This window comes from Streptomyces sp. LE64, from assembly GCF_052606915.1.
Window position 1 is genome coordinate 3,947,983 of the sequence record NZ_CP199708.1, and the last position, 26,540, is coordinate 3,974,522.

General features: G+C 72.8%; 22 protein-coding genes. 10 read left to right on the forward strand and 12 right to left on the reverse strand.

What is annotated here, in order from left to right; translation table 11 throughout:
• Nucleotides 1-64: 64 nt before the first annotated feature.
• The 9 genes from ACSMX9_RS17945 to rsmI all read right to left on the reverse strand — a co-directional run bounded on the left by ACSMX9_RS17945 (nucleotide 65) and on the right by rsmI (nucleotide 10,253).
• Nucleotides 65-1,744, reverse strand: coding sequence for a penicillin-binding transpeptidase domain-containing protein (locus ACSMX9_RS17945; protein WP_445395112.1), 1,680 nt, complete (start codon nucleotides 1,742-1,744; stop codon nucleotides 65-67).
• Between the two features lie 216 nt (nucleotides 1,745-1,960).
• The gene (locus ACSMX9_RS17950) at nucleotides 1,961-3,580 is read right to left on the reverse strand and encodes a penicillin-binding transpeptidase domain-containing protein (RefSeq protein ID WP_445395114.1); all 1,620 of its coding nucleotides are present in this window, start codon (nucleotides 3,578-3,580) and stop codon (nucleotides 1,961-1,963) included.
• 136 nt (nucleotides 3,581-3,716) lie between these two features.
• Entirely contained in the window at nucleotides 3,717-5,096 is a 1,380-nt protein-coding gene (locus ACSMX9_RS17955) for an acyltransferase family protein (protein WP_445395116.1), read from the reverse strand.
• 54 nt (nucleotides 5,097-5,150) lie between these two features.
• Nucleotides 5,151-5,678: a GNAT family N-acetyltransferase gene (locus ACSMX9_RS17960; RefSeq protein ID WP_445395118.1), complete on the reverse strand. Its 528-nt coding sequence runs from the start codon at nucleotides 5,676-5,678 to the stop codon at nucleotides 5,151-5,153.
• Between the two features lie 168 nt (nucleotides 5,679-5,846).
• Nucleotides 5,847-6,773: a 4-(cytidine 5'-diphospho)-2-C-methyl-D-erythritol kinase gene (locus ACSMX9_RS17965; RefSeq protein ID WP_445395120.1), complete on the reverse strand. Its 927-nt coding sequence runs from the start codon at nucleotides 6,771-6,773 to the stop codon at nucleotides 5,847-5,849.
• Entirely contained in the window at nucleotides 6,770-7,660 is an 891-nt protein-coding gene (rsmA, locus tag ACSMX9_RS17970) for a 16S rRNA (adenine(1518)-N(6)/adenine(1519)-N(6))-dimethyltransferase RsmA (RefSeq protein WP_445395122.1), read from the reverse strand. The genes ACSMX9_RS17965 and rsmA overlap by 4 nt, the downstream gene beginning before the upstream one ends.
• A 52-nt stretch (nucleotides 7,661-7,712) precedes the next feature.
• Nucleotides 7,713-8,636, reverse strand: coding sequence for a TatD family hydrolase (locus ACSMX9_RS17975; RefSeq protein ID WP_445395123.1), 924 nt, complete (start codon nucleotides 8,634-8,636; stop codon nucleotides 7,713-7,715).
• 53 nt (nucleotides 8,637-8,689) lie between these two features.
• Nucleotides 8,690-9,181 (reverse strand): hypothetical protein, encoded by a 492-nt coding sequence (locus ACSMX9_RS17980; RefSeq protein ID WP_445395125.1) that lies wholly within the window; start codon nucleotides 9,179-9,181, stop codon nucleotides 8,690-8,692.
• A gap of 223 nt (nucleotides 9,182-9,404) precedes the next feature.
• Nucleotides 9,405-10,253: a 16S rRNA (cytidine(1402)-2'-O)-methyltransferase gene (gene rsmI / locus ACSMX9_RS17985; RefSeq protein ID WP_366114078.1), complete on the reverse strand. Its 849-nt coding sequence runs from the start codon at nucleotides 10,251-10,253 to the stop codon at nucleotides 9,405-9,407.
• A gap of 124 nt (nucleotides 10,254-10,377) precedes the next feature.
• Between rsmI and ACSMX9_RS17990 the strand changes: the two genes are divergently transcribed.
• Nucleotides 10,378-12,120 carry a dolichyl-phosphate-mannose--protein mannosyltransferase gene (locus ACSMX9_RS17990; RefSeq protein WP_445395127.1) on the forward strand — a complete coding sequence of 581 codons (1,743 nt, stop codon included), beginning with the start codon at nucleotides 10,378-10,380 and terminating at the stop codon, nucleotides 12,118-12,120.
• Nucleotides 12,121-13,361: 1,241 nt separating this feature from the next.
• Here ACSMX9_RS17990 and ACSMX9_RS17995 read toward each other — a convergent pair.
• Together ACSMX9_RS17995 and ACSMX9_RS18000 are read right to left on the reverse strand one after the other, a co-directional pair.
• Nucleotides 13,362-13,883 (reverse strand): AAA family ATPase, encoded by a 522-nt coding sequence (locus tag ACSMX9_RS17995; protein WP_445395129.1) that lies wholly within the window; start codon nucleotides 13,881-13,883, stop codon nucleotides 13,362-13,364.
• Nucleotides 13,884-13,921: 38 nt separating this feature from the next.
• The gene (locus tag ACSMX9_RS18000) at nucleotides 13,922-14,680 is read right to left on the reverse strand and encodes a GntR family transcriptional regulator (protein WP_445395131.1); all 759 of its coding nucleotides are present in this window, start codon (nucleotides 14,678-14,680) and stop codon (nucleotides 13,922-13,924) included.
• Between the two features lie 239 nt (nucleotides 14,681-14,919).
• Between ACSMX9_RS18000 and ACSMX9_RS18005 the strand changes: the two genes are divergently transcribed.
• From ACSMX9_RS18005 to ACSMX9_RS18035, 7 genes are all read left to right on the forward strand, one after another.
• Nucleotides 14,920-15,294, forward strand: a complete 375-nt coding sequence (locus ACSMX9_RS18005; RefSeq protein ID WP_445395133.1) for a hypothetical protein — start codon at nucleotides 14,920-14,922, stop codon at nucleotides 15,292-15,294.
• A complete protein-coding gene (locus tag ACSMX9_RS18010) occupies nucleotides 15,291-15,734 on the forward strand; it encodes an XRE family transcriptional regulator (RefSeq protein ID WP_445395135.1) in 444 nt (147 codons plus the stop codon). The genes ACSMX9_RS18005 and ACSMX9_RS18010 overlap by 4 nt, the downstream gene beginning before the upstream one ends.
• The gene (locus ACSMX9_RS18015; protein ID WP_445395137.1) at nucleotides 15,731-16,549 is read left to right on the forward strand and encodes a hypothetical protein; all 819 of its coding nucleotides are present in this window, start codon (nucleotides 15,731-15,733) and stop codon (nucleotides 16,547-16,549) included. Before ACSMX9_RS18010 ends, ACSMX9_RS18015 begins: the two co-directional genes overlap by 4 nt.
• Before the next feature lie 2 nt (nucleotides 16,550-16,551).
• Nucleotides 16,552-17,316 carry an HNH endonuclease gene (locus ACSMX9_RS18020; RefSeq protein WP_445395139.1) on the forward strand — a complete coding sequence of 255 codons (765 nt, stop codon included), beginning with the start codon at nucleotides 16,552-16,554 and terminating at the stop codon, nucleotides 17,314-17,316.
• A complete protein-coding gene (locus ACSMX9_RS18025) occupies nucleotides 17,313-18,896 on the forward strand; it encodes an ATP-binding protein (RefSeq protein WP_445395141.1) in 1,584 nt (527 codons plus the stop codon). The genes ACSMX9_RS18020 and ACSMX9_RS18025 overlap by 4 nt, the downstream gene beginning before the upstream one ends.
• Before the next feature lie 250 nt (nucleotides 18,897-19,146).
• On the forward strand, nucleotides 19,147-19,386 hold the full coding sequence (locus tag ACSMX9_RS18030) for a helix-turn-helix domain-containing protein (RefSeq protein WP_445395143.1): 240 nt from the start codon (nucleotides 19,147-19,149) through the stop codon (nucleotides 19,384-19,386).
• A 708-nt stretch (nucleotides 19,387-20,094) separates the two neighbouring features.
• Nucleotides 20,095-21,360, forward strand: coding sequence for a tyrosine-type recombinase/integrase (locus tag ACSMX9_RS18035; RefSeq protein ID WP_445395145.1), 1,266 nt, complete (start codon nucleotides 20,095-20,097; stop codon nucleotides 21,358-21,360).
• Between the two features lie 226 nt (nucleotides 21,361-21,586).
• Here ACSMX9_RS18035 and ACSMX9_RS18040 read toward each other — a convergent pair whose 3' ends face one another.
• Entirely contained in the window at nucleotides 21,587-22,042 is a 456-nt protein-coding gene (locus ACSMX9_RS18040; RefSeq protein ID WP_445395147.1) for a hypothetical protein, read from the reverse strand.
• 328 nt (nucleotides 22,043-22,370) lie between these two features.
• Here ACSMX9_RS18040 and ACSMX9_RS18045 point away from each other — a divergent pair, with 328 nt between their 5' ends.
• Nucleotides 22,371-24,206, forward strand: coding sequence for an ABC-F family ATP-binding cassette domain-containing protein (locus ACSMX9_RS18045; protein WP_445395149.1), 1,836 nt, complete (start codon nucleotides 22,371-22,373; stop codon nucleotides 24,204-24,206).
• Nucleotides 24,207-24,468: 262 nt separating this feature from the next.
• Nucleotides 24,469-26,340, forward strand: a complete 1,872-nt coding sequence (locus tag ACSMX9_RS18050) for an outer membrane protein assembly factor BamB family protein (RefSeq protein WP_445395151.1) — start codon at nucleotides 24,469-24,471, stop codon at nucleotides 26,338-26,340.
• Nucleotides 26,341-26,540 lie beyond the last annotated feature (200 nt).

Consider the following 26,540-nt stretch of genomic DNA (forward strand, 5'->3'; position numbering starts at 1 on the left):
CGGGGGGCACCGGCGCGCCGGGTCGGTGCCCCCCGTTCGTCGTGGCCGTATCGGCGCACGGCGGTCAGCCCGCGGACTTCAGCAGCTTGGCCACCAGGGGGCCGGCGGACTTGCCGCCCCGTCCGCCTTCCTGGACGACGGCGGCCCCGGCGACGTCGCCGCGCCAGGCGGTGAACCAGCCGTTGGGCTTCTTCTGGCCGTCGACCTCGGCGGAGCCGGTCTTGGCGCCGACGTCCGCGCCGAGTCCGGACATGGCGTCGGCGGCGGAGCCGGAGGTGGCGGTGTAGCGGAGGAGTTCGCGCAGTTGGCTCTGGGCGTCCTGCTCCATGGTGCGGGGGGCGGTGGCGAGCTTGCGGCCGTCGACCTCGGGGGAGACCAGGTAGGGCTGGGTGAACCTGCCGGTCTTGGCGGTGGCGATGACGCTGGCCATGTTCAGCGGGTTGGCCCGGACGCCGCCCTGGCCGATGAGGGAGGCGGCCTTGGGGGCGTCGCGCTGGGCGGGGACCGCACCGTCGAAGGTGGGGACGCCGACCGCCCAGTCGTTGCGGCCGAGGCCGAAGACCTCGCTGGCCACCTGGGTGAGGTCGTCGTCCTTGAGCTTCTTGGACTGGGATATGAACGCGGTGTTGCAGGAGGAGGCGAAGCTCGCCCGGAAGGTTCCGTTCTTGATCTGGAACTTCTCCAGGTTCTGGAACTTCCAGCCCCCGTAGGAGGAGTACTTGGGACAGGGGTGCTTCTTGTCGGTGCTCGCCAGGTCCTTCTCCAACAGCAGCGCCGCGGAGACGATCTTCATGGTGGAGCCGGGTGCCAGCGAGCCCTGGAAGGCGGTGTTGAAGCCCTCGGGGCGGGAGTTGGCGACGGCGAGGACCTCACCGGTGCTGGGCTTGAGCAGCACCACCGAGGCGCCCTTGCGCTTGGCGGTCTCCCGCTCGGCCGCCGCCTGGGCCCGCGGGCTGATCGTGGTCTTCAGGGTGCCCGGGACGCCCTCGGCCAGGGTCAACAGCGTCTTGTCGGGCACCTCCTCCTTCCCCTGCGCCTTCCCGTCCGCCGTCGTGGCCGGTGCGTCGGCGGGCCGGGCACGGACGATCCGGAGTTCGATCCCGGCCGTGCCGCCGGCCTTCTTGCCGTAGCGCTCGCGCAGCGAGTCCAGGACGCCGCGCAGCGAGGGGTACTTCTCGGCGGTCAGTTCGTCGCCGGCCCGGTCGACGGCCTTGATCGGCGGGGTCCCGGACTCGCCGGTCACCAGCCGGTCGCCGGCGAGGAGTTCGGGGTGGATCACCGAGGGGCGCCAGCCCACCAGCACCTTGCCGTCGACGGGGCGTCGCACCAGGTCCAGCGCGGAGCCGTAGTCGAGGGGCTTGCCCTTGCGCGCGTGGGTGACGGTCGCCTTCACCGCGAACGGGAGGCGGGCGCCCTTGCGGACGCCGGGGGTCAGGGTCACGGCGCTGACCTTGGCGTCCCGGGTGAAGCCGGTGAGGGCCGCCCGGGCGGCGGGTGCGTCGTCGGTGAGCGCTGCCGCGGCGGCGGTGTTCCCCCTGGCCCAGGCGGTGAGGAACGCCCCGCCCACCTTCGTCACCTCGGCGGCGGTGGGCGGGCCGGTGGGTATCGGCGGCTTGCCGTCCCCCGGGCCGTCGCCGCCCAGGGTCCAGGCGGTGACGCCCGCCCCGCCGACGGCGACCGCGATGACCGCGCCCCACAGGGCGGGTCGCGTCTTCGGGCGCCCGGCGCGCCTTCTCTTCCCCAACAGGTCCTCCGTTGCCTCCGCGCACCGTCCGTGGTGCGTGCCGGCGCTGCCGTGCCGTCCGCGGGGTCGGCACGTCCTTCACCCTAGAACGCCCCGCGCGGCGAGCCGACTTCGCGCCCCTCGGTGAAGAACACCCAAGCCGCCCGTATGGTTCCCTTCGGATGAAATCCGGCCGGGGCGGCCGGAAGGGAGGGCGGACGGCGTGTCGGGGGGCCGTCAGCCGCGGCTGCGCAGCACCTCCGCCACGATCGGGCCGGCCGAGTCGCCGCCGCGACCGCCCCGTTCGGCCACCGCCGCCACCGCCACGTCCCCCCGGTAGCCGACGAACCAGCTGTTGGCCTTCGCCTGCCCGCCGACCTCGGCGGAGCCGGTCTTGGCGCCGATGTCCCCGTCGAGGCCGGCCATGGCCTTGGCGCCGGTGCCGACGGTGGCGGTGGCCGCCATCATCCGCCGCAACTGGACCACCGTGGTCGGCGCGAGTCCCTCGGCGGTGGCGAATTCCCGTCCGTCCAGGGACTGCGGCACCAGGTGCGGCTGGCGGAACTCGCCGGTCATCGCGGTCGCCGTCACCGAGGCCATGGCCAGCGGGCTCATCTGCACCCGGCCCTGGCCGATGGCGTTGGCCGCCCGGTCGGGTCCGGAGGACGGCGGCACCTTGCCGTCGAAGGAGGCGATGCCGGTGCGCCAGTTGTCGCGGCCGAGCCCGAACTTGTCCTCGGCAGTGCGGGTCAGTGAGGCGTCGTCGATCGGCTGTTCGTCGACGAGGTCGATGAAGGCGGTGTTGCAGGACCGCTGGAAGCTGTTCTGGAAGTCAGCGCCCGGGTCGGGCGTCATGCCGGTGATGTTGCCGAAGGTCTGGCCCTGCCGGACCGTGGTGGCCGGGCAGGGCGCGGGGCCGTCCGCGGTGACCACGCCGTTCTCGATCAGGGTCGCGGCGGTGACGACCTTCATGGTGGAGCCGGGCGCCAACTGGCCCTGGAACGCGGCGTCGAATCCGTCCCGGCGGTGGTTGGCGGTGGCCAGCACCTCGCCGGTGCTGGGGCGCACCGCGACCACCGAGGATTCGGGGTAGCGCTGCACGGCCCGTTCGGCGGCGCGCTGCACCCGGGCGCTGAGCGTGGTGCGGAGCAGGCCGGGGCGGCCCTCGGAGAGGGTGACCAGCGGGGTGTCGGGCACCTCGCCCGCGTGCCGCACCACCAGTTCCACGCCGGGCGTGCCCCCCACCCGTTCCCCGTACGCCGCCCGCAGTTGGCCGAGGACCGGCGCCAGGGAGGGGTGGTCCTCGCGGGTGAGTTCCCGTCCGTTGCGGTCGACGGCCTTCACCGCGGGGGTCCTGGCGGTGCCGGTGACGAGGGTGTCGTCCTTCCGTTTCAACTCCGGGTGCACCACGGTGGGCTTCCAGTCGACGAGGGCCCGTCCGGTGGTCACCCCGCGCACCACGGTCAGCCGGGTGGAGTAGGCCACGGGCTTGCGCAGCCCGTGGTGGGTGACGGTGGCCCGCACCCGGTAGGGGACGGTGGTGCCGCGCGGGGTGCCGGGGGTGATCCGGACGTCGACCAGGCCGGCCGCGTCCTTGAAGCCGATGAGCACCGGCCGGGCCTCGCCCGCGTTGTTGGTGGCCCGGGCCGCGCTGCCGGTGTCGCCCTTCTCCCAGGCGGCGAAGAACTCCCCGGTGACCGCGCGGACCTCCGCCGCGGACGGCGGGCCGGACTTCTTCGGTTCGTCCTCGAAGCCGTAGCCGAGTTCGTCGACGAGGGTGTAACCGCCGAAGGCCGCGCCGCCGATCATGGCGGCGAACACGCCGCCGACGATGGCGGTCTTCGCTCCGTTGCGCATGCCGTCCTTTCCGTGGGCCCGCCCGCCGCGGAGGTCGGGTGCGAACCGTGTCGGGGCCAGCGTAAGGGGCCGGAGTGTGCGCCGTGTGACGGCCCGTGCGCCGAGAGGGACGGCGGTGCGCGGGGCGTGCGCGGACTCAGCCCGCCGGGGCCCGCCGCGCGGGGGCGCCGGCGCGTTCCACCAGCAGCCATCCCAGCACCGCCATGGCCACGGCGACCGGGGCCGTCACCCGAAAGGCGATCAACAGGGCGCTGCGGCCTTCGAGGAGGTCCGCGTAGCCGACCATCGACAGGCCGAGCACCCCCAGCAACGCCAGAGTGACACCCACCGCCGCCACCGCGCCGGTGCCGCGCCGGCCGCCGCCGGCGACCGCCGCACCGCCGCCGGGCCGTTCGAAGCGGCTGAACACGGCCACCAGCAGGGCCGTCAGGACGAGCGCCGCGGCCAGCCGCAGCGGCACCTGCGCCCACCACACGCCGGAGGCCGGCGCGGGCAGCGGCACGTCCAGGGCGAGCAGCGCCCCGTACACGCCGAGCATCGCCGTGAGGTGCCACAGGAAGGCCGTCATCGAGAACGCGCCCGCCACCACCACGCCCCGCCACACCCGCGGCCGGGCCAACCAGCGGGTGGCGGGGCCCCGCAGCAGCTCCACCGCGCCGATCAGCCAGAGCCCGTGGCAGAGCAGGGCCAGTGTCGGCGGGGCCATGTTGGAGATCCGCTCCCCGGGCATGCCGACCATCGACAGCGGATACGGGCCCAGCGCCACCAGGGCGGCGGCCCCCAGCAGCCCGCCGCCGGCGAGCACCGGCGGCAGCCCGAGCCGTCCGTCCGCCCGCAGGAACCCCAGCTGGTGGACGGCCAGCCACACGAAGGCGAAGTTCAGGAACTCCACGTACGGCACGCCCAGCGCCAGCCGTAGCACGTCCACCGCCGCCGCGGCTCCGGCCAGCGCGGCGAACGCGCCCCAGCCCCAGCGTTCGTGGGCCCGCAGCAGCGGCGGGGTGAGGGCGGCCATCGCCAGGTAGATGCCGACGAACCAGAGCGGCTGGGTCACCAGCCGCAGTGCCGCGTCCAGCAGCGCCCCGTCCACCCGGGCGAGTTGCAGGGCGAGTGCCGCCGCGCCCCACACCAGCACGAAGGCCATGGTGGGCCGGAGCAGCCGGCGCAGCCGCGCCCGCAGGAACACCGCGTACACCGGTCGGCCCTGCCCCGGCCCGGTCGGGTCGGAGAGCCGGGCGGCCAGCGAACGGTAGGCCAGGGCGTGGGCGAAGCCGCCCACGAAGAAGAACACCGGCATCACCTGGAAGACCCAGGTGAGCAGTTGGGCGCGGGGCACCTCGGCGAGCAGGTTGCCGACCTCGGCGCTGCCGTCGGGGGCGAGGGTGACGGCGGCCATCAGCCAGTGGCCGAGCACCACCACGCCCAGCGAGGCCACCCGCAGCAGGTCCGTGTACCGGTCCCGGTGGGCCGGGGTCGCGTCCGCCAGCCGTTCCGCTTCCCGAAGACGTGTTCCCATGCCCGGTACGTTCGCCCACGCGTACGGGGGACGGACAGGGCGCGGGTACTCAGCTCAGCCCTGAGTACCGGTGAGGGGGCGGCCGTAGCGCAGCAGGTCGAGCAGGACGCCGCCGTTGTCGTCCGGGACGACGGTGCCGTCGTGGCGCCAGCCGGCCGACTCGTAGAACCGGCGGGCCCGGGCGTTCTCCGCGAGGACCCAGAGCACCGCCTCCCGGTACCCGGCCTCCCGCATGGCGGTCACCGTCGCGGCCGTCAGCTCACGGCCCGTGCCGGTGCCCCAGTGGTCGGGGTCCGCGTACAGGGCGCCCAGTTCGGCGCGGTGCGGGTGGTCCTCCCCGGCCGGTGCGTAGGTGGCGAAGGCGGCGATCCGCTGCGGGTCCGCCGCCGGGTGGGCGACCAGGACGCCCCTACGGTGCCCGGGCTGCCCGAGGATCTCCTGCCAGGTGCGGGTCTTCGCCACCGGGTCCAGGGCGTCCAGGTACGGCTGGGGGACGATCCCGGCGTACGCCGCCCGCCACGCCCGGACGTGCACCTGTGCGATCTCCGCCGCGTCCGCGGTCCGTGCCGCTCGTATCCGCATGATCGGCCATGATCGTCGGCCCACCGGCCGGACACCACCCCCGCACGGCGGGTCACCCACCGGCGCGCGCTGGACGACGCGCCCCCGCCGGCCACCGACGCGCAGGGCGTGCGCGGGGCGCACCCGCACCGGGGCCGGTACGGTCACGGTTCCCGTACGGGGAAGTCCTCAGGAGACGCGGGGCACCAGGGCGGCGCCGGGGGCGGGGGAGGAGGTGACCCGGGCGGTGCGGCAGTGGGCGCCGGCGCGCAGCGCCTCGGCCACCGTGCGCCCGGCGCCCTCGTCCTTGACCAGGAACGCGGTGGTGGGACCGGAGCCCGAGACGATCGCCGCGAGCGCTCCGGCCTCGACGCCCGCCGCGAGGGTGTGTGCCAACGAGGGGAACAGCGACAGCGCGGCCGGCTGGAGGTCGTTGGCGAGCGCCCCGGCCAGGGCGACCGCATCGCCCCCGCGCATCGCCTCCAGCAGTGCCGGGGCGGCGGCGGGCGCGGGCACCGCGGTGGCCGCGGTCAGCCGGTCGAACTCCCGGTAGACCGCGGGCGTCGACAGTCCGCCCTCGGCCGCCGCGAACACCCACCAGAAGTCGCCGCCGACCTCCAGCGGCTCCAGCAGCTCGCCTCGGCCGGTGCCCAGTGCCGCCCCGCCGACCAGGCTGAACGGCACGTCGCTGCCCAGTTCCGCGCACAGCTCCAGCAGTTCCGCGCGGCTCGCCCCGGTGCCCCACAGCGCGTCGCAGGCGACCAGCGCGCCGGCCGCGTCGGCGCTGCCGCCGGCCATGCCGCCGGCCACCGGGATGTCCTTGTCGATGTGCAGGTGCACCCGGGGCTCCCGACCGAACCGCTCGGCCAGCAGCACCGCCGCCCGTGCGGCGAGGTTGCTGCAGTCCAGCGGCACCTGGTCGGCGTCCGGTCCGGTGCAGGTGATCCGCAGCTCCTCGGCGGGAGCCGCGGTGACCTCGTCGTACAGGCCCACGGCGAGGAAGACGTTGGCCAGGTCGTGGAACCCGTCCGGGCGGGCGGCGCCCACCGCGAGCTGCACGTTCACCTTCGCGGGCACCCGCACGGTCACTGCGGTGCCGGCCCGGGCGCCGCTCATCGGTTCGCCTCCGTCCCGCGGGCCGCGGGGGCCTGCTCGGCGATCCGGGCGAACTCCTCCACCGTCAGCGCCTCGCCGCGGGCCTGCGGGGAGACCCCGGCCGCGACCAGCGCCGCCTCGGCCGCCGCCGCGGAACCGGCCCAGCCGCTGAGCGCCGCCCGCAGCGTCTTGCGGCGCTGCGCGAAGGCCGCGTCCACCACCCGGAACACCGCCTTGCGGGAGGCCGTCGTGCTGACCGGCGTCGTCCGCCGCACCAGCGACACCAGTCCGCTGTCCACGTTCGGCGCCGGCCAGAACACCGTGCGTCCGATCGATCCGGCGCGCTTCACCTCGGCGTACCAGTTGGCCTTCACCGAGGGCACCCCGTACACCTTGGAGCCGGGCGTGGCGGCCAGCCGGTCGGCGACCTCGGCCTGCACCATCACCAGGGTGCGCTCGATGCTGGGGAAGGTCTCCAGCATGTGCAGCAGCACCGGCACGGCCACGTTGTACGGGAGGTTCGCGACCAGCGCGGTCGGCGCCGGGCCGGGCAGTTCGGCGACCCGCATCGCATCGCTGTGGACCAGCGAGAAACGGGCGGCCCGCTCCGGCAACCGGGCCGCGACGGTCGCCGGCAGCGCCGCCGCCAGCACGTCGTCGATCTCCACCGCCGTCACGTGCTCGGCGACCTCCAGGAGCGCGAGGGTCAGCGAGCCGAGGCCCGGCCCCACCTCGACCACCCGGTCCTCGGGCCGCACCTCGGCGGTGCGGACGATGCGACGCACGGTGTTGGCGTCGATGACGAAGTTCTGGCCGCGCTGCTTGGTCGGCTTCACGCCGAGCGCCGCAGCCAGCTCGCGGATGTCGGCGGGGCCGAGGAGGGGGCCGGGGTCGGTGTTGCTGCTCACCGGTCAAGGGTACGGTCCCCGGGCCACCGCCCCGCCCCCCTGGGGCGGGCGCTCAGTAGCCGAAGGCGCGGGCCGTGTTCGCGGCGACCGCCGCGGCCAGCACCTCCTCGTCCAGCCCCTTCACCGCGGCCATGGCCCGCAGGGTGACGGGGATCAGGTACGGCGCGTTCGGCCGGCCCCGGAACGGCGCCGGGGTGAGGAACGGCGCGTCGGTCTCCACCAGCACCAGCTCCCGCGGCGCCACCGCGAGGGCGTCCCGCAGCGGCTGGGCGTTCTTGAAGGTGACGTTGCCCGCGAACGACAGGTAGTAGCCCTGCCGGGCGCACTCCGCGGCCATCTCCGCATCGCCCGAGAAGCAGTGGAAGACGGTCCGCTCGGGGGCGCCCTCCTCCTTCAGCACCCGCAGCACGTCCTCGTGGGCGTCCCGGTCGTGGATCACCAGCGCCTTGCCGTGCCGCTTGGCGATCTCGATGTGGGCCCGGAACGAGCGCTCCTGCGCGGCCCGGCCCTCCGGCCCGGTGCGGAAGTGGTCCAGGCCCGTCTCGCCGACGCCCTTGACCTGGGGGAGGGCGGCCAGCTCGTCGATCACCGCGAGTGCCTCGTCCAGCGCCGCCTCCCCGCCCGGGCGCCGGGCGCCCTGCCGGGACCAGCCGTCCGGGTCGCCCAGCACGATCCGGGGCGCCTCGTTGGGGTGCAGCGCCACCGTCGCGTGCACCGCGGGGTGGGCCGCCGCCGTCTCGGCCGCCCACCGGGAGCCGGCCAGGTCGCAGCCCACCTGCACCACCGTGCTGACCCCGACCGACGCCGCCTTGGCCAGCGCCTCCTCGACCGTGCCCGACTGCATGTCCAGATGGGTGTGCGAGTCGGCGACCGGCACCCCCAGCGGGGTCGGCCGCGGCGGCGGCGCGTCCTTCTCGGCGCGGCGGGCCGCGGCGGCGGGCGGGGTGGACGGGCTGGGGTGCGGTGTCGCGGACATGCACCGATCCTACGAACCCCGCCGCGCCGGGCGGCGGGGTCGGCGCCGTGGGGTCACACCGCGTGCCGGTCGTGCTCGTCCCGGTGACGGAAGGGGTGCAGGAGGTGGGAGAAGCTCCAGTGGCGGTGCGGCCGGTCCGGGTCCGGGGCGTCCGGGTCCGCGGCGTCCTCGTCGTCGTCCGACTCCATCTGACCGATCGGACCCGCCGCGCCGATCACCGGCCCCGGCCGGTCGGTCCGGTGCCTGCCGCGGCCCGGATGCTGCGAACCGCGCAGCAGGTCCAGCACCGAGGACACCTGACCGGCCCGCATGATGCGGACCACGTGCCCCCCGCAGTTCAGGCAGGTGGGGGTGCTCAACGGGGACGGCACCCGCTGCCCGTCGGCCAGGTACGTCACGTACGCACGGCCCGCCGGGTCGAGGTGGTGCTCGATCTCGTACGACTGCTCCCAACCGTGCCCGCACCGCATGCAGGCGAAGGCGTACGACTCGTGGACGACGGCGGTCGCCGTGCCGGGGTGACCGGCCCCTGCGATCTCACTCATGCCAGCTCCTCTTGCCCTGCGGACAAGCGCCGCCGGGCGTCGGATGCTGCCGCGACGGCGTGGGGGACGGGTACGTCCTCCTGTCTCCAGTGGACGCTTCTCCCGGCCCGGACGCATCAGCCCAGCCGAGTGTTGGAACCGATTTTGTCCGCTCCTGTCCCGGGGGGCCGGTGCGTGGGCCTCGCTTTGCCTTCCACGGTAGACCTTTGCCCGCCCTTGGTGCTCATCGTGGGGCGTTCTTTGCTGCCACGACCGCGTCGAACACCTCCCGCTTGGGTACCCCCGCCTCCGCCGCGACCGCCGCGATGGCCTCCTTGCGCCGCTCGCCCGCCTCCTCGCGCGCCCGGACCCGCCGCACCAGCTCCTCGGGCCCCAGGTCCGCCGGCCCCGGCGCCGGGGCGCCCTCCACCACCACCGTGATCTCCCCGCGCACCCCCTCGGCGGCCCAGGCGGCCAACTCCTCCAGCGGCCCGCGCCGGACCTCCTCGTACGTCTTGGTCAGCTCCCGGCAGACCGCGGCCCGCCGCCCGGCCCCGAACGCCTCCGCCATCGCGGCGAGCGTGTCGGCCAGCCGGTGCGGCGACTCGAAGTAGACGAGGGTGCGCCGCTCCTGCGCCACCTCCCGCAACCGGGACAGCCGCTCGCCCTGCTTGCGCGGCGGGAACCCCTCGAAGCAGAACCGGTCCACCGGCAGCCCCGACAGCGCCAACGCCGTCAGCACCGCCGACGGCCCGGGCACCGCGGTGACCCGCACGCCCTGCTCCACCGCCGCCGCCACCAGCCGGTACCCCGGGTCGGACACCGAGGGCATGCCCGCGTCCGTCACCAACAGCACCCGCGCCCCGCCCGTGAGGGCCTCCACCAGCTCCTTCGTCCGGGCGCTCTCGTTGCCCTCGAAGTACGACACCACCCGCGCCGTCACCGGCACCTCCAGGCCCTGGGCGAGCCGGCGCAGCCGCCGGGTGTCCTCGGCGGCGATCAGGTCCGCGGCCCGCAGCTCCGCCGCCAGCCGCGGCGGCGCGTCCGCGAGGTCCCCGATCGGAGTGCCGGCCAGTACGAGAGTCCCACCCACATCAGTCACCCTCCCAGTCTCCCAGCACGCCCGCCCGCCGCCTCACGCCCCGCCCGCCCCCCACCGCGGCAACGCGCGGCCCGCGGGGACGCCGCCGCACAGCCGGGTTCCCTACGATGGCGCGGTGACGAGTACCGCGTCCTCGACGGACACCCGACAGGACCAGCCCGCCGCGCCGCGACCCCCCGCCTGGCGACACCGCCTGCGCCGTTTCGGTCACACCCCGCGCCCCCGGGCCGACCTGCGCGGCCAACTGGTGCCCCCGTACAACGAGCCCGGCCCGCGCCTGTGGGCCGCGCTGCGGGTGCCCGAACGGCTGGTGCCCCCGCTGCTGCGCTGGTCCGGGTGGCTGGGTCCGCTGCTGGTGACCGTCCTCGCGGGCGTCCTGCGGTTCTGGAACCTCGGCTCCCCGCGGGACGTGATATTCGACGAGACGTACTACGCCAAGGACGCCTGGGCGATCGTCCACCGCGGGTACGAACTGGAGTGGCCCAAGGAAGTCAACGAGCAGGTCCTCGAACAGGGCGCCGGCATCGCCCTGCCCGAGCAGGCCGCGTACGTCGTCCACCCGCCGCTCGGCAAGTACGTCATCGGCTTCGGCGAATGGCTCTTCGGCTTCGAACCGTACGGCTGGCGGTTCATGACCGCCGTGCTCGGCACCCTCTCGGTGTTCCTGGTGTGCCGCATCGGGCGCCGGCTGCTGCGCTCCACCTTCCTGGGCTGCCTCGCGGGCGCCCTGCTGGCCCTCGACGGCCTGCACTTCGTGATGAGCCGCACCGCGCTGCTCGACCTCATCGTCATGTTCTTCGTCGTCGCCGCCTTCGGCTGCCTGCTGGTCGACCGGGACCGCAGCCGCGCCCGGCTGGCCGCCGCGCTGCCGCTCGGCGAGGACGGGCTGCCCCGCCCCGACGCCCGGATCGCCGACGCCCTGCGGCTCGGCTGGCGGCCGTGGCGGATCGCGGCCGGCGCCTGCCTCGGCCTCGCCGCCGCGACCAAGTGGAACGGCCTCTACTTCCTCGCCGCGTTCGCCGTGATGTCCGTGCTGTGGGACGTCGGCTCCCGCCGCGTCGCCGGCGCCGAACGGGCCCGGCTGACGGTGCTGAAGCGGGACCTGTGCCCGGCCTTCCTCGCCACCGTGCCGACCGCCCTCGCCGCCTACCTGAGCACCTGGGCCGGCTGGCTGCTCTCCCCGGCCGACGGCAAGGGCGGCTACTTCCGCGACTGGGCCACCACCGCCGGCAAGGGCGGCAACTGGACCTGGCTGCCCGACTGGCTGCGCAGCCTGTGGCACTACGAGTCGGTGGTCCTCGACTTCCACAAGGGCCTCGTCACCCCGCACCAGTACGAGTCCAACCCGTGGAGCTGGATCGTCGTCGGCCGGCCCGTCTCCTACTTCTACCGCCCGGTCCCCGCCGGCTCCCCCGAGGGCTGCCCCGTCGACACCGCCGACAAGTGCGTCCGCGAGGTCCTCGCCCTCGGCACCCCCCTGCTGTGGTGGACCGCCTGCGTCGCCCTGCTCTACCTGCTCTGGCGGTGGCTGCTGCGCCGCGACTGGCGGGCGGGCGCGATCCTGTGCGGGGTCGCCGCCGGTTACCTGCCCTGGTTCCTGTACCAGGAGCGGACCATCTTCTACTTCTACGCGGTCGTCTTCGTGCCGTTCCTGTGCCTCGCGGTGGCGATGCTGGTCGGCGCCCTGCTCGGTCCCAAGGGCTCCAGCGAACTGCGCCGCACCGCCGGCGCGGCGGGCGCGGGCGTGCTGGTGCTGCTCATCGCCTGGAACTTCATCTACTTCTGGCCCCTCTACACCGGCCAGATGATGCCCATCGCCTCCTGGCGCGCCCGGATGTGGCTGGACACCTGGATCTAGCTGCGGGAAGGGGCCCGGCAAGGACCGGCGACGGCCGTCCCACGACGGTCGTCGTCGGTCGTTGTCGGTCCTTGCCGGTCGCCCTCGGACGGCCCGTAGACGGCCCGGCGGCCCGCTAGCGCTAGCGGCCGGACCCGTTGTTGACCACCGGGTTAGCGGCTAGCAGGGGACCTTCGGCGGGCCTTCAAGCACCCCACCGAGCGTCCACGGGGGGCCCGGCTCAGTCTGGGCCGTCGCGTCGGCCGGGTCAGGACGAGGGGACGGGCGTCTGCGCGGGGTTCGAAGTTTTCCCGCCCCCTGTCACCTGGTACAGGCGGTGGGGTATCACTGGCCCATCACCCGGAAACCCCCTGTGACCTGCGAGTTACAGGTGACAGACAGGTGACAGGTGACAGGTCGAAACAGGTGCGGGTGACAGGCCAGTGACAGGTTCTTCCCGCAAGAGGAGCACGCGGGGCGGGGCGGTGCTCCTCTTGCTTGTCGTGCACTGCCACGGCCAGACAGCTTTTCAGAGGGGCGGGAGAGCCCCCTCTGAAAAGCCGTGGTCCAACTCCTCCGCGTGCTGGAGGCCGAGGGCGAGGAGCCCAAGAAGTCCCACGGACGCATGGTTGTCCACCGCGACCAAGTCGCCCGGGCCCTCGCCAACCGCGACACCGAAGGTTCCGCTTCCCCCGTTGAGTAGCGGGGAGGCGCACCCTCCAGCACCGGGGAGGCGGGGAGAACTCCCCAACCGCCTCCCTGCCCCGCCTCCCCCATGTTGATCAGCGAAAACGCTATTTCGGGGAGGCGGGGAGGCACCCCAGACGGGCCCCCGAAACCCCCTCCACAGCGCCCCCGCCAGGGGGTGTCCCCGCCTCCCCGGCCGAGTATTGGAAGGGATCCCGTTTCCTAGAGAGTTAAGGAAAACAGCGTCCGCAGCGTCCGGTACAGCTCGTGCGCCCCCTCCGACCTGCGCTTTCGTTGCGGACGCTGAGCGAAATGCCTAGCGTCCGCCAGCGTCCGCAGCGTCCGGATACCCACCGTTACTAAGAGCGTCTTTTCCCAGGTCAAGGCGGCTATTAGCGGGGGCGGGGGCGGACGCTAGCTCTCGGGGAGAAGGAAGAGACCACCGTCCATGGCGGGTAGGTGGTCTCTTCAATGAGCCTGTCGCCGATGCGGCCAACGGCGGATGAGTGGCACGGTTCCGCCGCCAGCGCGAGCGGAAGCGAGCTGCCAAAGGACGCGCGGCTTCGCCGCCCCCTCTATGCCTTGCCTTGCTGGGAGGCTTCGTCTATCGCCTTCAACACCGAATGTGGGTCGCCGTTGTACAGGATGTGGGGTTCGTCCGGCTCAGGCGGGACGAACCGGGTCCGGTAGCGAAGCAGGTCGCTTTCCGCGAAGTAGATCGAGTTCGGGTCGGCTTCGTGCCGGGCGTTGCGCTTGCTCACGCGGTCCCAGAGCTCTTCGTGGCTCACCTCCAAGTAGACGAGGACCGTGACCGCGCCGGCGTCGTCCGCGACCGATCGCCAGTAAGCGCGGTCGGCTGGTGTCCAGAACCCGTGGTCAACCACCACGTCGCGCCCGGCTTGGAGCTGCTCGCGAAGCTCGACGGCGGTCACTTCGAGCACTGGGCGTTCGAGGGTCGGGAAGACCCCCCGGGGGAAGTCGACGCCGTAGACGCCGTGGCGACGGAACATCTCCTCGTCGGGGCAGAGCCGGACGAAGCCGCGGGCTGTGAGCGAGCGGGACAGCGTCGTCTTACCTGAGCCGGGCAGTCCCGCCATGAGCACGCAGGATGGTCTGGCGGTGCCGTTGGCGGCCGTCACTGGGTGACCTCTGATTCGGTGCGCCACGTTCGACCGGGGCCGCCGAGGTCGACGCCGTACTCCACAACGTTGCTCTCGCTGTCCACGAACTTCGCCGTCATCACGACGACCGCCCCGGTCGCCGGCTTCACGGGGTCCAGCTCCAGGAGTCGTGCGTCCTCGGGAGTCAGGAGGCGCGCCGACGCGGTGTCGATCCGGTGGGTGATCGGTCGGCCCGTGGCTCGTGCGATGAGTTCCAGCGACGTTCCGCCGGACAGTCGCTTGCCCTCCGCCAACTCCGGGATCATCTGCCCGTACCGGGCCGGGAACCACGACGTGGAGTGCGCGACGATCCCGTGCCGGTCGCGGTACACGCGACTGCGCCTGATCACTTCCGAGCCAGGCGGGATGTCCAGCGCCTGCGCCACCTGGGTGGGCGCCGGTACCACGGCGGCCTGGTGGGAGTCGGACCGTTCGCCAGCGCCCCAGCTCGAACCGCTGTGGCGACCCCGGTCCTGCCGCTGAGAGCCGGAGGACATGGGGGAGGGGCGGTCCAGGACCTCAGTCCCGATGCCGTGAATCCCCCTGACGAGCCCCTCGGTGCGAAGCTTCCGCAGCGCCTTCTCGGCGGTCGCGGTGCTCACCTTCCACTCCTGCGCAAGGGTCTTGATGCTCGGCAGCAGTGAGCCCGGCTGTAGATCCCCTGAGGTGATCAGCTTTGTGTAGTGGGCGGCGATCTGCGCGTACGGCGCTCGATTGTCGGCCTGGTCCGGCATCTCGCTGGCTCCCTTGTCTCCCGTGAGGATGTTGTCGGCATGCCTACTGTACCCCTTGACACCCTAGGGTGCCCTAGGGAACCTTAGGGATGTGCCCGCCGGTCGGACAGCTCGATCGGAGACGGTCTATCTGGCGTGCGCTGAACCGCGAAAAGTCCTGGTCAAGCCAGGAAAAGCAGGGAGCGGCTCCCTACCGCCAAGCAGTCAGCCGCTCCCCTGACCCTTGAAGGGGTTCTTTCATGATGCCTGGAACGGTTCCGGTTGAGCATGTGGGGTTGCCGTTGGTGGCGCCGGTGGCGGGGTTGGATGTGTTCGGTTCGCCGGGTGTGGGTGAGCCGGTGCGGGTGGCGGTGCAGGTGAACGCGCGGTTGTCGTTCGCGGAGTTGCTGGGGTTGCTGGTGCACCACGGGTCGCTGACGGTCGAGGAGTTGGGCGAGGACGCGGCGGTGTTGGAGTGCCTCCAGTTCGAGGTGCTGAGCACGGACCTGTGGGCGATGGAGCGGCAGGCCGAGAAGGCGATGGCGGTGTTGGCCAGCGGTCGTGACGACGAGTACGGCCGGTTCGTGCGTGCGGTCGCGGTCGCGGTGACGCGGGTGTTCGGGGTGTCGGCGTGAGCGCGGTGACGGTGGCCGGCCAGGGGGCCGGTGCGGTGTCGGTGGTCGGTGAGGTGGGTCGGCCGCAGCAGCCGTTGGGGTTGCAGTCGGCGGACACGCCGCTGGGCCGGGCCCGGGTGGCGCGTGGTTGGTCGCAGGAGAAGGTCGTGCGGGCGTTGACGTTGCTGGCGCGGGAGTGGGGTTGGCAGATCGCGTCGGAGCCCTCGTTGAAGGTGCAGGTCTCCCGGTGGGAGCACGGGGTGACCCGGCCCGGGGAGACGTACCGGGTGCTGTTGTCGGCGGTGTACCGCGCGACCCCCGAGGAGTTGGGCTTCGACCAGACCCGCCCTGGTGGCACGGGCACGTCGACGAAGAGCCTGCGGGACCGGGTCGGCGAGTTGGAGGCGCGGCTGGAGCTTCTGACCAGCTACCTGACCATGGCGGGGGGTCTCCCCTCGTGAATCGGACCAACGTCACCGCCCTGTACGCCCACGTGCCGGCCCCGGCTGCTCCCGCCGTGCCCTTGGCGCGGCGGGAGCGGCGCCGGGCCGGGGAGGAGTTCCCCGCGGTTGTGGTGGGGGGCGGTTCGTGGTCGCGGTTGGAGGTGGCGGCGGCGTTGTTCGAGGCGTCCGCCGATGACGCGTTCGCCGACCGGGTGCCGAGCACGGACGACCTGTACGCGGTCCTGGGCGCGTCGGTGGCGGAGCTGGGCCCGGCTGGGTTGGCGGACGTGGTGGGTGTGTTCGCGGAGTTCGAGCCCGGGGAGTTCCAGGAGGCGGACGCCTGCCACCTCTACGCCTACCGGCTGGCCCTGTCATTCTGGTACGAGGGGGCCCGTTCCCGACCGATGACGGTGGGGGAGGCGGCCGTCGCCCTCTACCTGTCGGACGCCTACCGACACCACCGGACCGACCCGCCCACCGCCCGCCGCGCCCCGCTCCGGGTCGTCCGCGGCATCCGGCACGGTGCCTCCCAGGTTCCCACCCAAACCCTGATCCACCTCGGCAAGGCCATGACCGCCGAGTTCACCCACCCCCACCCGACCTGCGTGACGTCCCCCGTCACGCCTCCGCCGCATCCGGCCCCCGACTGGCTGTACCGCCACGCCCTGCCGGACGCCCACCGCCGCCGGTTCTGCTTCGACCTGCTGCGCGCGGACGGGCGTCAGCCGTCGCCGTTGGTGGTGCGGGTCGACGGCGGCACGTACTCGGTCGGGGCGACCCCGCCGGCCGGGCAGGACGGCACCTGGGCACGCACCCTGCGGGCCAGGTGGTGAAGGTGGCGAACAAGCCGAACATCGAGGTGCGGCGGAATCGTAAGCGGCGGGCGGCGTACGTGTACCGGCGCCGTTGCGCGTACTGCCGCGTCGCGTTCCGGTCGCTGGACGAGGCGACGTTGGACCACATCGTTCCCCGGTCGGTGTGGCACACCTGGACGGCCACCGCCCTTGCCCTGGCGTGTGGGGACTGCAACCAGGCCAAGGCCAATCGCTTCCCCCTGTCGATCGCTCTCCTGCTGGCCGCTCGGTACCCCGTTCACGGTGAGCCGTGCGTGTTCACGGCCGGCGTGTCGACCGTTCACGATGCCGGACCGGTGTTCACCGCCGAGCCCGGTGTGCTCACCGACCAGGGGGACGTGTTCACGGGGGAGGCGTCGACCGTCCACGGCGAGCCCGCGGTGCCCCCGCTGAACGGGTCGACCGTTCACGGGGAGTCGGTGGTGTTCACCGGTCGGACGCGGGTGCCGGGGCCGGTGTTCACGCTGGGGGTGTGGCGTCTGCTGGCCCGACTCGCCCATGCCCATCAGGTGGCCAACCCGCCGACCCCGACCTACGACCGCTACCCCCCACGGCGCATCTCCGATCGGCCCGAATCGGCCCTTGAACAGCAGCATCGATCTACCCCTGACCTGCGTGACGAGGCGCGTCACACCCCGCGTCACACCCGGTCGGGCCTGTGCCCGACCGGGCAGTGCGACCACCACTGTCCGCGCCGATCGGTCGGTGCGGACGTGGGGTCGACCGGAGCGGCGGTGTGCGCGTGAACAAGGAGAACGAGACGGTGAACACGCCCGGGCGGTCCGTGAACACGCGGCAGTCGGCTGCGGGTGGGGGTGAGGGGAAGCCGCCGCCGGCCGCCGCGCGGATCGTGGCCATGGCCCGGGAGCAGTACCGGTTCGTCATGTCCACGGACTCCCGCCCCTACGCCGTCGCCCTGGATGGTCCGAACATCGCCCTGCCGCTGCGGGGGAAGGCGGGTGTGCGTCAGCGCCTGGCGCGTCAGTTCGCGGACGCCTACCCGGGGGAGGTGGCCTCTCAGTCCGCTCTGGCTGACGCGATGACCGTGCTGGAGGGGATCGCCGAGGACACCGATCCGGTGGTGGTGAACCTGCGGGTGGGGCGTGCCCCGGACGGGGCGATCGTGGTCGATCTCGGTACCGCGGACGGTCGGGCGGTCGTGGTGTCCGGGGTCGGGTGGAGCGTGGTCGACCGGGCCCCGGTGCTGTTCCGCCGCTCCGGCGCGATGGCGCCCATGCCCGAACCCGTCCTCGACGGCGATGGCCTGGCCCAACTGCACGGGTTGCTGAACATGGACGAGCCCACGTTCCACCAGCTCGTGGCGTGGCTAGTCGCGGCGTGGATTCCGGAGATGCCGCACCCGGCCCTGGTGTGCAAGGGCGAGCAGGGCACAGGCAAGTCCAAGGCGGCCGAGATGGCGGTGAATCTGGTTGACCCGTCGCCGGCCGCGCGGCGTTCCCAACCTCGGGACGAGAAGGCGTGGTCCCGGCAGGCGTTCAGTTCGTGGGCGCTGTGCCTGGACAACGTCTCCACGATCCCGCCGTGGTTGTCGGACACCCTGTGCAAGGCGGTGACCGGTGACGGTGTGGTCGACCGGGCCCTGTACACCGATGACGACGTGGTCGTCCTCACCTTCAAACGGGTCCTGGCCATGACCACCATCGACGCCGGAGCTCTCGCCGGCGACCTTGCCGAGCGGGTCCTGATGCTCGACCTCCAACTCATCGAATCCACCCGCCGCCGTTCCGAGGAGGAGTTGAACACCGAGTTCGAGGCGGTGCGGCCCGCCGTGCTCGCGGCCCTGTTCGATGTGCTGGCGTGTGTGCTCGCGGTGCTCCCGGGGGTGCGGTTGGAGTCGATGCCGCGGATGGCCGACTTCGCTCGGGTGCTCGCGGCCGTGGACCAGACACAGGGCTGGAACACCCTGCGGGACTACGAGGCCACCTCGGCGAACGTCGCCACCGACGCGTTGGAAGGCGACCCGTTCGCCATGGCCCTGGCCGCGCTGGTGGACCGGGCGGGCACATGGCAGGGCACCGCCGCCCAGTTGCTCGAAGCCCTGCCCGCGCCGCTGGTCCGGCCGCCGACCTGGCCCAAGGACGCCACCCGGGCCGGTGGGCGCGTCAAACGGCTCGCCCCGTTGCTGCGGTCCATCGGGATCACCGTGGACGACACGCAACGTAGTCGGGACCGGCACCGGCACAAGCTGCTGATCCTCACCCACACCCCAGACGACCAGCCCCCAGCGTCCGCACCCGACCAACGCCCCCTGTGGCCGCAGGTGGCCCCCATCGGGCAGGGCGAAACCGTGCCCCACCAGCACTGACACCACCGCAACCCGCGCCCCGGGCCGCCGCCTGCCAGTGGCCCGGGCCGGTGAACGCTGCGGACGCTCCCACCGTCCAGCATCCGCAGCGTCCGCTCCAGCGTCCACACCACCCACCCCAACTGGCCTGCGGCAAAGCGTTCGTTCGGACGCTGGGACGCTGCGGACGCTGGAATACACCAACTCTCCAGGACGGCGACCGGCACCACCCACAAGAACCCCTCACCGGACACGAGGAGTCACCACACCCATGGGCGCCGAAGTACCGACCAACCCCGTCGCCACCCTGCGCGGTGGCCTCCCCGACCGCTACCTCACTCCCGAAGACCTCGTGACCATGTTCAGCCTCCCGAGCGTCGAGACCGTCTACGCCTGGCGCCGCAAGCGGATCGGCCCGCCCGGCTTCCGCGTCGGCCGCTACCTCCGCTTCAACCCCGCCGCGGTCAAGGAGTGGGAGACCGAACAGACCACCCTCGACCCCACCGCCTGACCCAGGAGTCCCGCGGGCTGGCCCCGGTGCGGGCCCCCGCCACCGGCCCGCAACGCGGGTTCCACGCCGCACCCGGGGTAAAGCCCCCCGGCCCTACCCCCGGGCAGCGGAGCCCGGCCACCAGGACCACCCAACAACCCCTCCCGGAGCACCCCGGGGTAGAGCACCCCCTCTACCCCGGTAGAGGGGGCAGGTAGAGGGCCCTGACCTGCCAGGTAACGGGGGTAGAGGGGGCCCGGCGTCGACCCCGAGGAACCCGCCTGCGGCGCCGCTAGACCTAGCACCCCCGCCCGCTAGACCTAGCACCCCCACTAGCGGCACACCAGGGCCCCGACCTGCGGCCTAGCGCCTAGCACCCCCGCCTCCGAAACCCGCCCACAACCCCGAACCACCCACCACAACCCCCCTTCCCCGCCGCTAGCCACCCGACCACCGCCGCACACCGCGAACGGCAGGGAGGCACGCACCGCAGGGCCAGGGAGGCAGGGAGAACTCCCTCACCCCCTCCCTGCCCCACCTCCCTCTACCTGACCTGCGTAAACAACCACTCAGGGAGGCAGGGAGGCGGGCTCCAGCCCGCCACCGAAACCCCTCCAGACCCCACCCCAACCCACCCCCTCAACGCCTCCCTGCACACCCTGACGCCTCCTGACAGTCACACCTCCCTGACACCCAAACCACCCCACCACGAAAGGCAGAACACGCCCCATGGCAGGCCACGTCCAAGACCGCTGGTTCAAGACCGAGGAAGACACCAACGGCAAGGAGACCCGCGTCAAGACCGACCGACACGGCACCGGACTCCGCTACCGCGCCCGATACATGGGCCCCGACGGAACCGAGAAGTCCAAGAGCTTCCGCGACGGACAGAAGCGCCTCGCCGAGAAGTGGCTCACCCGCATCGAGGCCGACATGGACAACGGCCAGTACACCGACCCCCGCACGTCGCGGACCACGTTCAGGCAGTACGCGGAGCGTTGGGTGAAGACGCACACGGGGGAGATCAACAGCAGGGAGGCCGCGGAAAGGCGGCTTCGACTGCACGCTTATCCCCACATCGGAACGCGGCCCCTCGGATCGTTCAAACCCGAACACATCCGTGAGTGGATCGCCAAGTTGGACGGAACCGTCCCTGCGGAATCCCACCGCAGGATCATCGTCGGGACCGTGTCCGCGGCACTCAGCGCGGCCGTGGACGATGGGCTGCTGAGCAAGAACCCCTGCCAGGCTCGGACCGTGCAGCTTCCGAAGCCGGCCAAGCCACACGTCACCCCGTGGTCAGCGGACCAGGTCTTCCGCGTGAGGGCGGCTCTCGACCACCGTTTCCGTGCCTCCGTGGACGTCGCTGCGGGTTGCGGACTGCGACAGGGCGAGGTCTTCGGACTGTCCGTCGAAGAACTCGACTACGAGGGGGGTTGGCTTCGGGTCGGGCACCAGCTCAAGCGCATTCGGGGCAAGTACGTGTTCGCGCTGCCCAAGGGCGGCAAGGTGCGGGATGTTCCGCTCCCCGGAGCCGTGACGGCGGAGCTCCGGGACCACGTGAAGGCGTTCCCGGCGGTCGAGGTGACCCTCCCCTGGCGTACCCCGGACGGCCCGGCGGTCACGAAGCGGCTCCTGTTCAGCGGTGTCGAGGGCAGGCACGTCCGCGTGAGCAACTTCAACGACTACCACTGGAAGCCCTCCCTGGCCGCCGCTGGGGTCATCCCGCTCCCGGAACAGGGCGCCCGTTACGCGGCGGCCCGTGAGCACGGCATGCACGCGCTCAGGCACTTCTACGCGTCCGTCCTCCTGGACGCGGGGGAGAGCATCCGGGCACTGAGTGCGTACCTCGGCCACGCTGACCCGGGGTTCACCCTGCGGACGTACACGCACCTGATGCCGAGCAGCGAGGGGCGCACCCGGAAGGCGGTGGACGCCCTCTTCCGGGCCGCCGCTCCCCAGGATCACGGCCCACAGACGGCCCCGGACGCCTGACACGGCCCCGATCGGCAGGAAACCTGCTGGTCGAAGCCCTCTCACTGTCGAGGACACGAACTTCATCTACTTCTGGCCCCTCTACACCGGCCAGATGATCCCCATCGACTCCTGGCGCGCCCGGATGTGGCTGGACACCTGGATCTAGCTGCGGGAAGGGGCCCGGCAAGGACCGGCGACGGCCGTCGCCGGGCCGGGGACCGCGGGGAGGCCCCCGGCCAGCGCCTCAGGAACCCCCGGGCTCGTAGGTCTCCCACGCCACCAGCAGGGACGCCGCCATGAGGGAAACGGAGATGACGCCGCAGATCCAGACCGTCGAGAGGGTGTCCAGGTCGATCGGATGCCCGGGGTTCTCCAGCTGGGCGAAGTAGGAACGGTGCAACCGATGCCGGACGGGGAGCAGGGCGACCGGCAGCGATCCGACCGCCACGCTGTAGAGGAACAGGACCACGGGTGTCGGTTCCGCACCGAACAGGGCCCCCAGGGCGACTGCGGCGCACAACGGGGGGAGCGACAGCAAGAAGGCCCGTCTGTTCCTCCTCCTGACCTGTTCGAGTTTGGCGCGGAGCGCCTCCGGCGCCCTCTTAGGGCCGGGTGGCAGCGCCAAGACCGTGATCGCGAACAGCACGGTCACCACGGCCGCGGTCAGCCACCACACGCGGTCCGGAACGGAGAACAGCATCGTCCGTCACCTTCCTTCCCTCGCCCCACACTCGATGGCAAGAGCATCCATCTCCCTTCGTGCACGGCACACCGCCCGTACCCGGCAACGTTTCGGCCCGCTCCCTGCACGATTCGGCCATACCGGGCCGGAGCCGGTCCGACGGTCGGCGCCCGGACAGCCGTCGGGTCCCTCCGGCGGGGCGGGGGACGGCCCGGCGCGCGGACCCGAGGTCGCCCCGCCCGCCGGGCGGCCCGGTCACCCGGCGGGGCCACCCCGGACGGCCGACTAGGCTGGAAGGCCGGTTCACCCCGGTGACCGGGCCGGTCCATCCCGTGGCAGGAGCGAAATGGCAGTCAACCTCGTCAATGTCGAGTCCGTCGGCAAGGTGTACGGCACCCGTGCCCTGCTCGACGGGGTGTCGCTCGGCGTGAGCGAGGGCGACCGGATCGGCGTGGTGGGACGCAACGGGGACGGCAAGACCACCCTCATCCGGATGCTCGCCAAGCTGGAGGAGGCGGACACCGGCCGGGTCACCCACAGCGGCGGACTGCGGCTCGGCGTCCTCACCCAGCACGACGCGCTGGACCCGTCCGCCACCGTGCGGCACGAGGTGATCGGCGACCTCGCCGACCACCAGTGGGCCGGCAACGCCAAGATCCGCGACGTGCTCACCGGACTCTTCGGCGGGCTGGACCTGCCCGGCTTCCCGCAGGGCCTGGACACCGTGATCGGCCCGCTCTCCGGTGGCGAGCGCCGTCGGGTCGCGCTCGCCAAGCTCCTCATCGACGAGCCGGACCTGCTCGTCCTCGACGAGCCCACCAACCACCTCGACGTGGAGGGCATCGCCTGGCTCGCCGCCCATCTGCGGGCCCGCCGCTCGGCCCTGGTCTGCGTCACCCACGACCGCTGGTTCCTCGACCAGGTGTGCACCCGCATGTGGGACGTCCAGCGGGGCAAGGTGCACGAGTACGAGGGCGGCTACTCCGACTACGTCTTCGCCCGCGCCGAGCGGGAGCGCATCGCCGCCACCGAGGAGGTCAAGCGGCAGAACCTGGTCCGCAAGGAACTCGCCTGGCTGCGCCGGGGCGCCCCCGCCCGCACCTCCAAGCCCCGCTTCCGGGTGGAGGCCGCCAACGAGCTGATCAAGGACGTGCCGCCGCCCCGGGACACCTCCGAGCTGATGAAGTTCGCCAGCGCCCGCCTCGGCAAGACCGTGTTCGACCTGGAGGACGTGACCGTCCAGGCCGGGCCCAAGACCCTGCTCCGGCACCTCACCTGGCAACTCGGCCCGGGCGACCGGATCGGTCTGGTCGGCGTCAACGGCGCCGGGAAGACCTCGCTGCTGCGGGCCCTCGCCGAGGCCGCCCGCACCGGGGGCGAGGCCCAGCCGGCCGCCGGCCGGATCGCGGTGGGCAAGACGGTGCGCCTGGCGTACCTGTCGCAGGAGGTCTCCGAACTCGACCCGCAGCTGCGGGTGCTGGAGGCCGTGCAGCAGGTGCGCGAACGGGTCGACCTCGGCAAGGGCCGGGAGATGACCGCCGGACAGCTCTGCGAGACCTTCGGCTTCGGCAAGGAGAAGCAGTGGACGCCGGTCGGCGACCTCTCCGGCGGTGAGCGCCGCCGCCTCCAGGTGCTGCGGCTGCTGATGGACGAGCCCAACGTGCTCTTCCTGGACGAGCCCACCAACGACCTCGACATCGAGACCCTCACCCAGCTCGAAGACCTCCTCGACGGCTGGCCCGGCTCGATGGTCGTGATCTCGCACGACCGGTTCTTCGTGGAGCGCACCACCGACCGGGTGTTCGCGCTGCTCGGCGACGCGACGATGCGGATGCTGCCGCGCGGCATCGACGAGTACCTGGAGCGCCGCGCCCGGATGGGCGAGGCCGCCAAGGCCGCGCAGCCCACCCGGACCGGGGCGTCGGCGCCGGTCGCCGACCCCGCGGGCGGCGCTCCGGCGCGGTCCGCGGCGCAGGTCCGGGCGGCCCAGAAGGAACTCCAGCGGATCGAGCGGCAGATCGACCGGATCTCCCGCAAGGAGACCGGGCTGCACGAGCGGATCGCCGAGCACGCCACCGACTTCGAGAAGGTCGCCGTGCTCGACGCCGAACTCCGCGCGCTGGTCGCCGAACGCGAGGACCTCGAAGCCCGCTGGCTGGAACTGGCGGACGACGCCGAGTGACGGAGTAGGCGGGATCACGCCACCGGGGCGGCGGGCGGCTCCCGTCTCCCCGGGCGTTCCGGTCGGCCGGATGCAGGTGCTGCGAAGAGGGCGTGAAGGGCCGTAACAGCCGGATCACAAGGCAGTCCGCCCTTGGGCACAGCAGCCGTCCGGGCCCGGTGTGGCCGGGGGCGTGGTGATAGAAAGGGCCACTGAAAGCCGCACGCGTACGCATGTTCCCGTATCGCGGGGCGCGCAGCGAATCAGTGAAGGGGGAGCGCTGATGAGTCAGTCGCCCGAGGAACGCACGCCGGCCGAAGGCTCCGGCATACCGAACGAATCCGGCCAGCCGACCGTGGTGCCGGACATGCCGCCGGCCCCGTTCGGACCTCCTTCGACACCACCGCCCCCCGCCCCTCCCGGGGCCACCGGGGCCGCGCCCGGCCCGTACCAGGCTCCGGGCCCGTACGGCCAGCCCGCGGGGTACGGCCCGCCGCCGACCGCCGGCCCCTACGGCCAGCCCGTGCCGCCGCCGGGACCGTACGCGCCGTCGGGTCCCTACGGGGCGCAGCCCGGACCCCCCACGGTGCCGACCCCGGGGTACGGACAACCGGGGCCGTACGGGTACCAGCACTACGGGGCGGGCGGACACGGCCAGCCGCCCCACCCGCCGAAGGCGCCGGGCCCGGGCGGGCGGGGCCCGTTCCGGGGCCGGACCGGGATCGTCCTCGCGGCGGTCGCCGCGCTGGTGGTCGTGGTCGGCGGGACGGTCCTCGCGCTCGGCGCGGGTGACGAGGGGGACGACCCCGCGCCGAAGGAGCCCACCCCGGTCGCCGGGGGGAGCACCGCCCCCGCGCCGAGCGCTTCGGCCTCCGTCGACCAGGGCGACGGCAAGGGCGCCGGCGGCTCCGGCGCGGCGGGCGAGGGCGTGGACGTCGACGAACTCAACGAGGGCCGCGAGGACGGCGAGTCCCGGGTGCTGTGGTACCGGTCGGCCCCCAAGGTGCCCGGCTCCGGCGCCGAGGCCCCGGGCCTGTGGGCCACCGATGACCTCGTCGTCAAGGCGGCGTACAAGCAGGTCGTCGGGTACGACGCGGCCGGCGGCGAGCCCCGGTGGACGGTGGAGCTGCCGCAGAAGGTGTGCGCGGTGGTCCCGCGGCCCACCGGGGACGGCAAGGTGGTCGTCGCCCACATGAGCGGGGTCAGCGACCGCGCCAAGTGCAACCAGCTCCAGCAGATCGACCTCGGGACCGGGGCGAAGGGCTGGACCCAGAAGGTCTCCGAGGGCGGCCTGTTCGACAGTTCCGTGAGCATCGCCCTGCACCTGGTGGGCGACACCCTGGTCGTCGGGCGCTCGATGTCCGGCGTCGGGTACGACGTCGACACCGGCAAGCGCCGCTTCGAGGTCGGCAAGCACGGCACGGACTGCTTCCCGAACGGCTTCACCGGCGGAGCCCGGCTGCTGATGGTCGCCGGGTGCGGTGCCGGCGGCGACAACCAGCGCGACGAGGTGCGCCAGTTGGACCCGAAGACCGGCAGGGTGCTGTGGAGCAAGAAGTTCCCCAAGGGGTGGCGGGTCACCCGGGCGCTCTCCGTGGACCCGGTGGTGCTGTACCTGACCAACGAGGAGAAGAAGCAGTGGAACGTCACCGCCCTCCAGGACGGTTCGGCCGCGGTGCGTTCGCAGCTCTCGCTGAAGGAGCAGCCGGAGCTGGACTGCGGCTGGGCCGGCCTCACCCGTGAACTCCAGGGCTGCACGGGTGTGGTCGCCGACGCCGACACGCTGTACCTGGCGACCAAGGCGAAGAGCAGTGCCAACGAACTCCTCGCCGTCAGCCTCGACACCGGCAAGGAGAAGTGGCGCACCGGGGCCACCTACGGGCGCTCCCTGCAACCGCTGCGGATCGAGGACGGCCGGGTCCTCTCGTACGAGCGGCCCAGCCACGACCGCGCGGGGGCGGTCACCGCGATCGAGGTCACCGGGGGCGCTCCCCGGGTGCTCCTGAAGAACCCGGACGGTGCCGCGGCCTTGGAGCGGAGCTTCTTCCAGAAGGCCGTGGCGTACGAGGGCGGCCGCTTGTACCTCTCGACCACGATGTTGAGCAGTACGAAGAACGGTGCGGAGCAGAAGTTGATGATGGCCTTCGGACCGTGACCGCCCCACCCGTTCGGGTGAGTCGACCGGTCACACGGCGCCACGTCGCACGGCGTGCCCACCCGATCGGGTGGGCACGGGGCGTCAACCCGTGTCCCGTCGACTCACCCCGCACCCTCCGTACCAGCCCGAGCCAGTCACGTTTTTCGAGCCAGTCGCGTACGACACGACACAGCAGTCGATCCCCGAGGTAGATGACG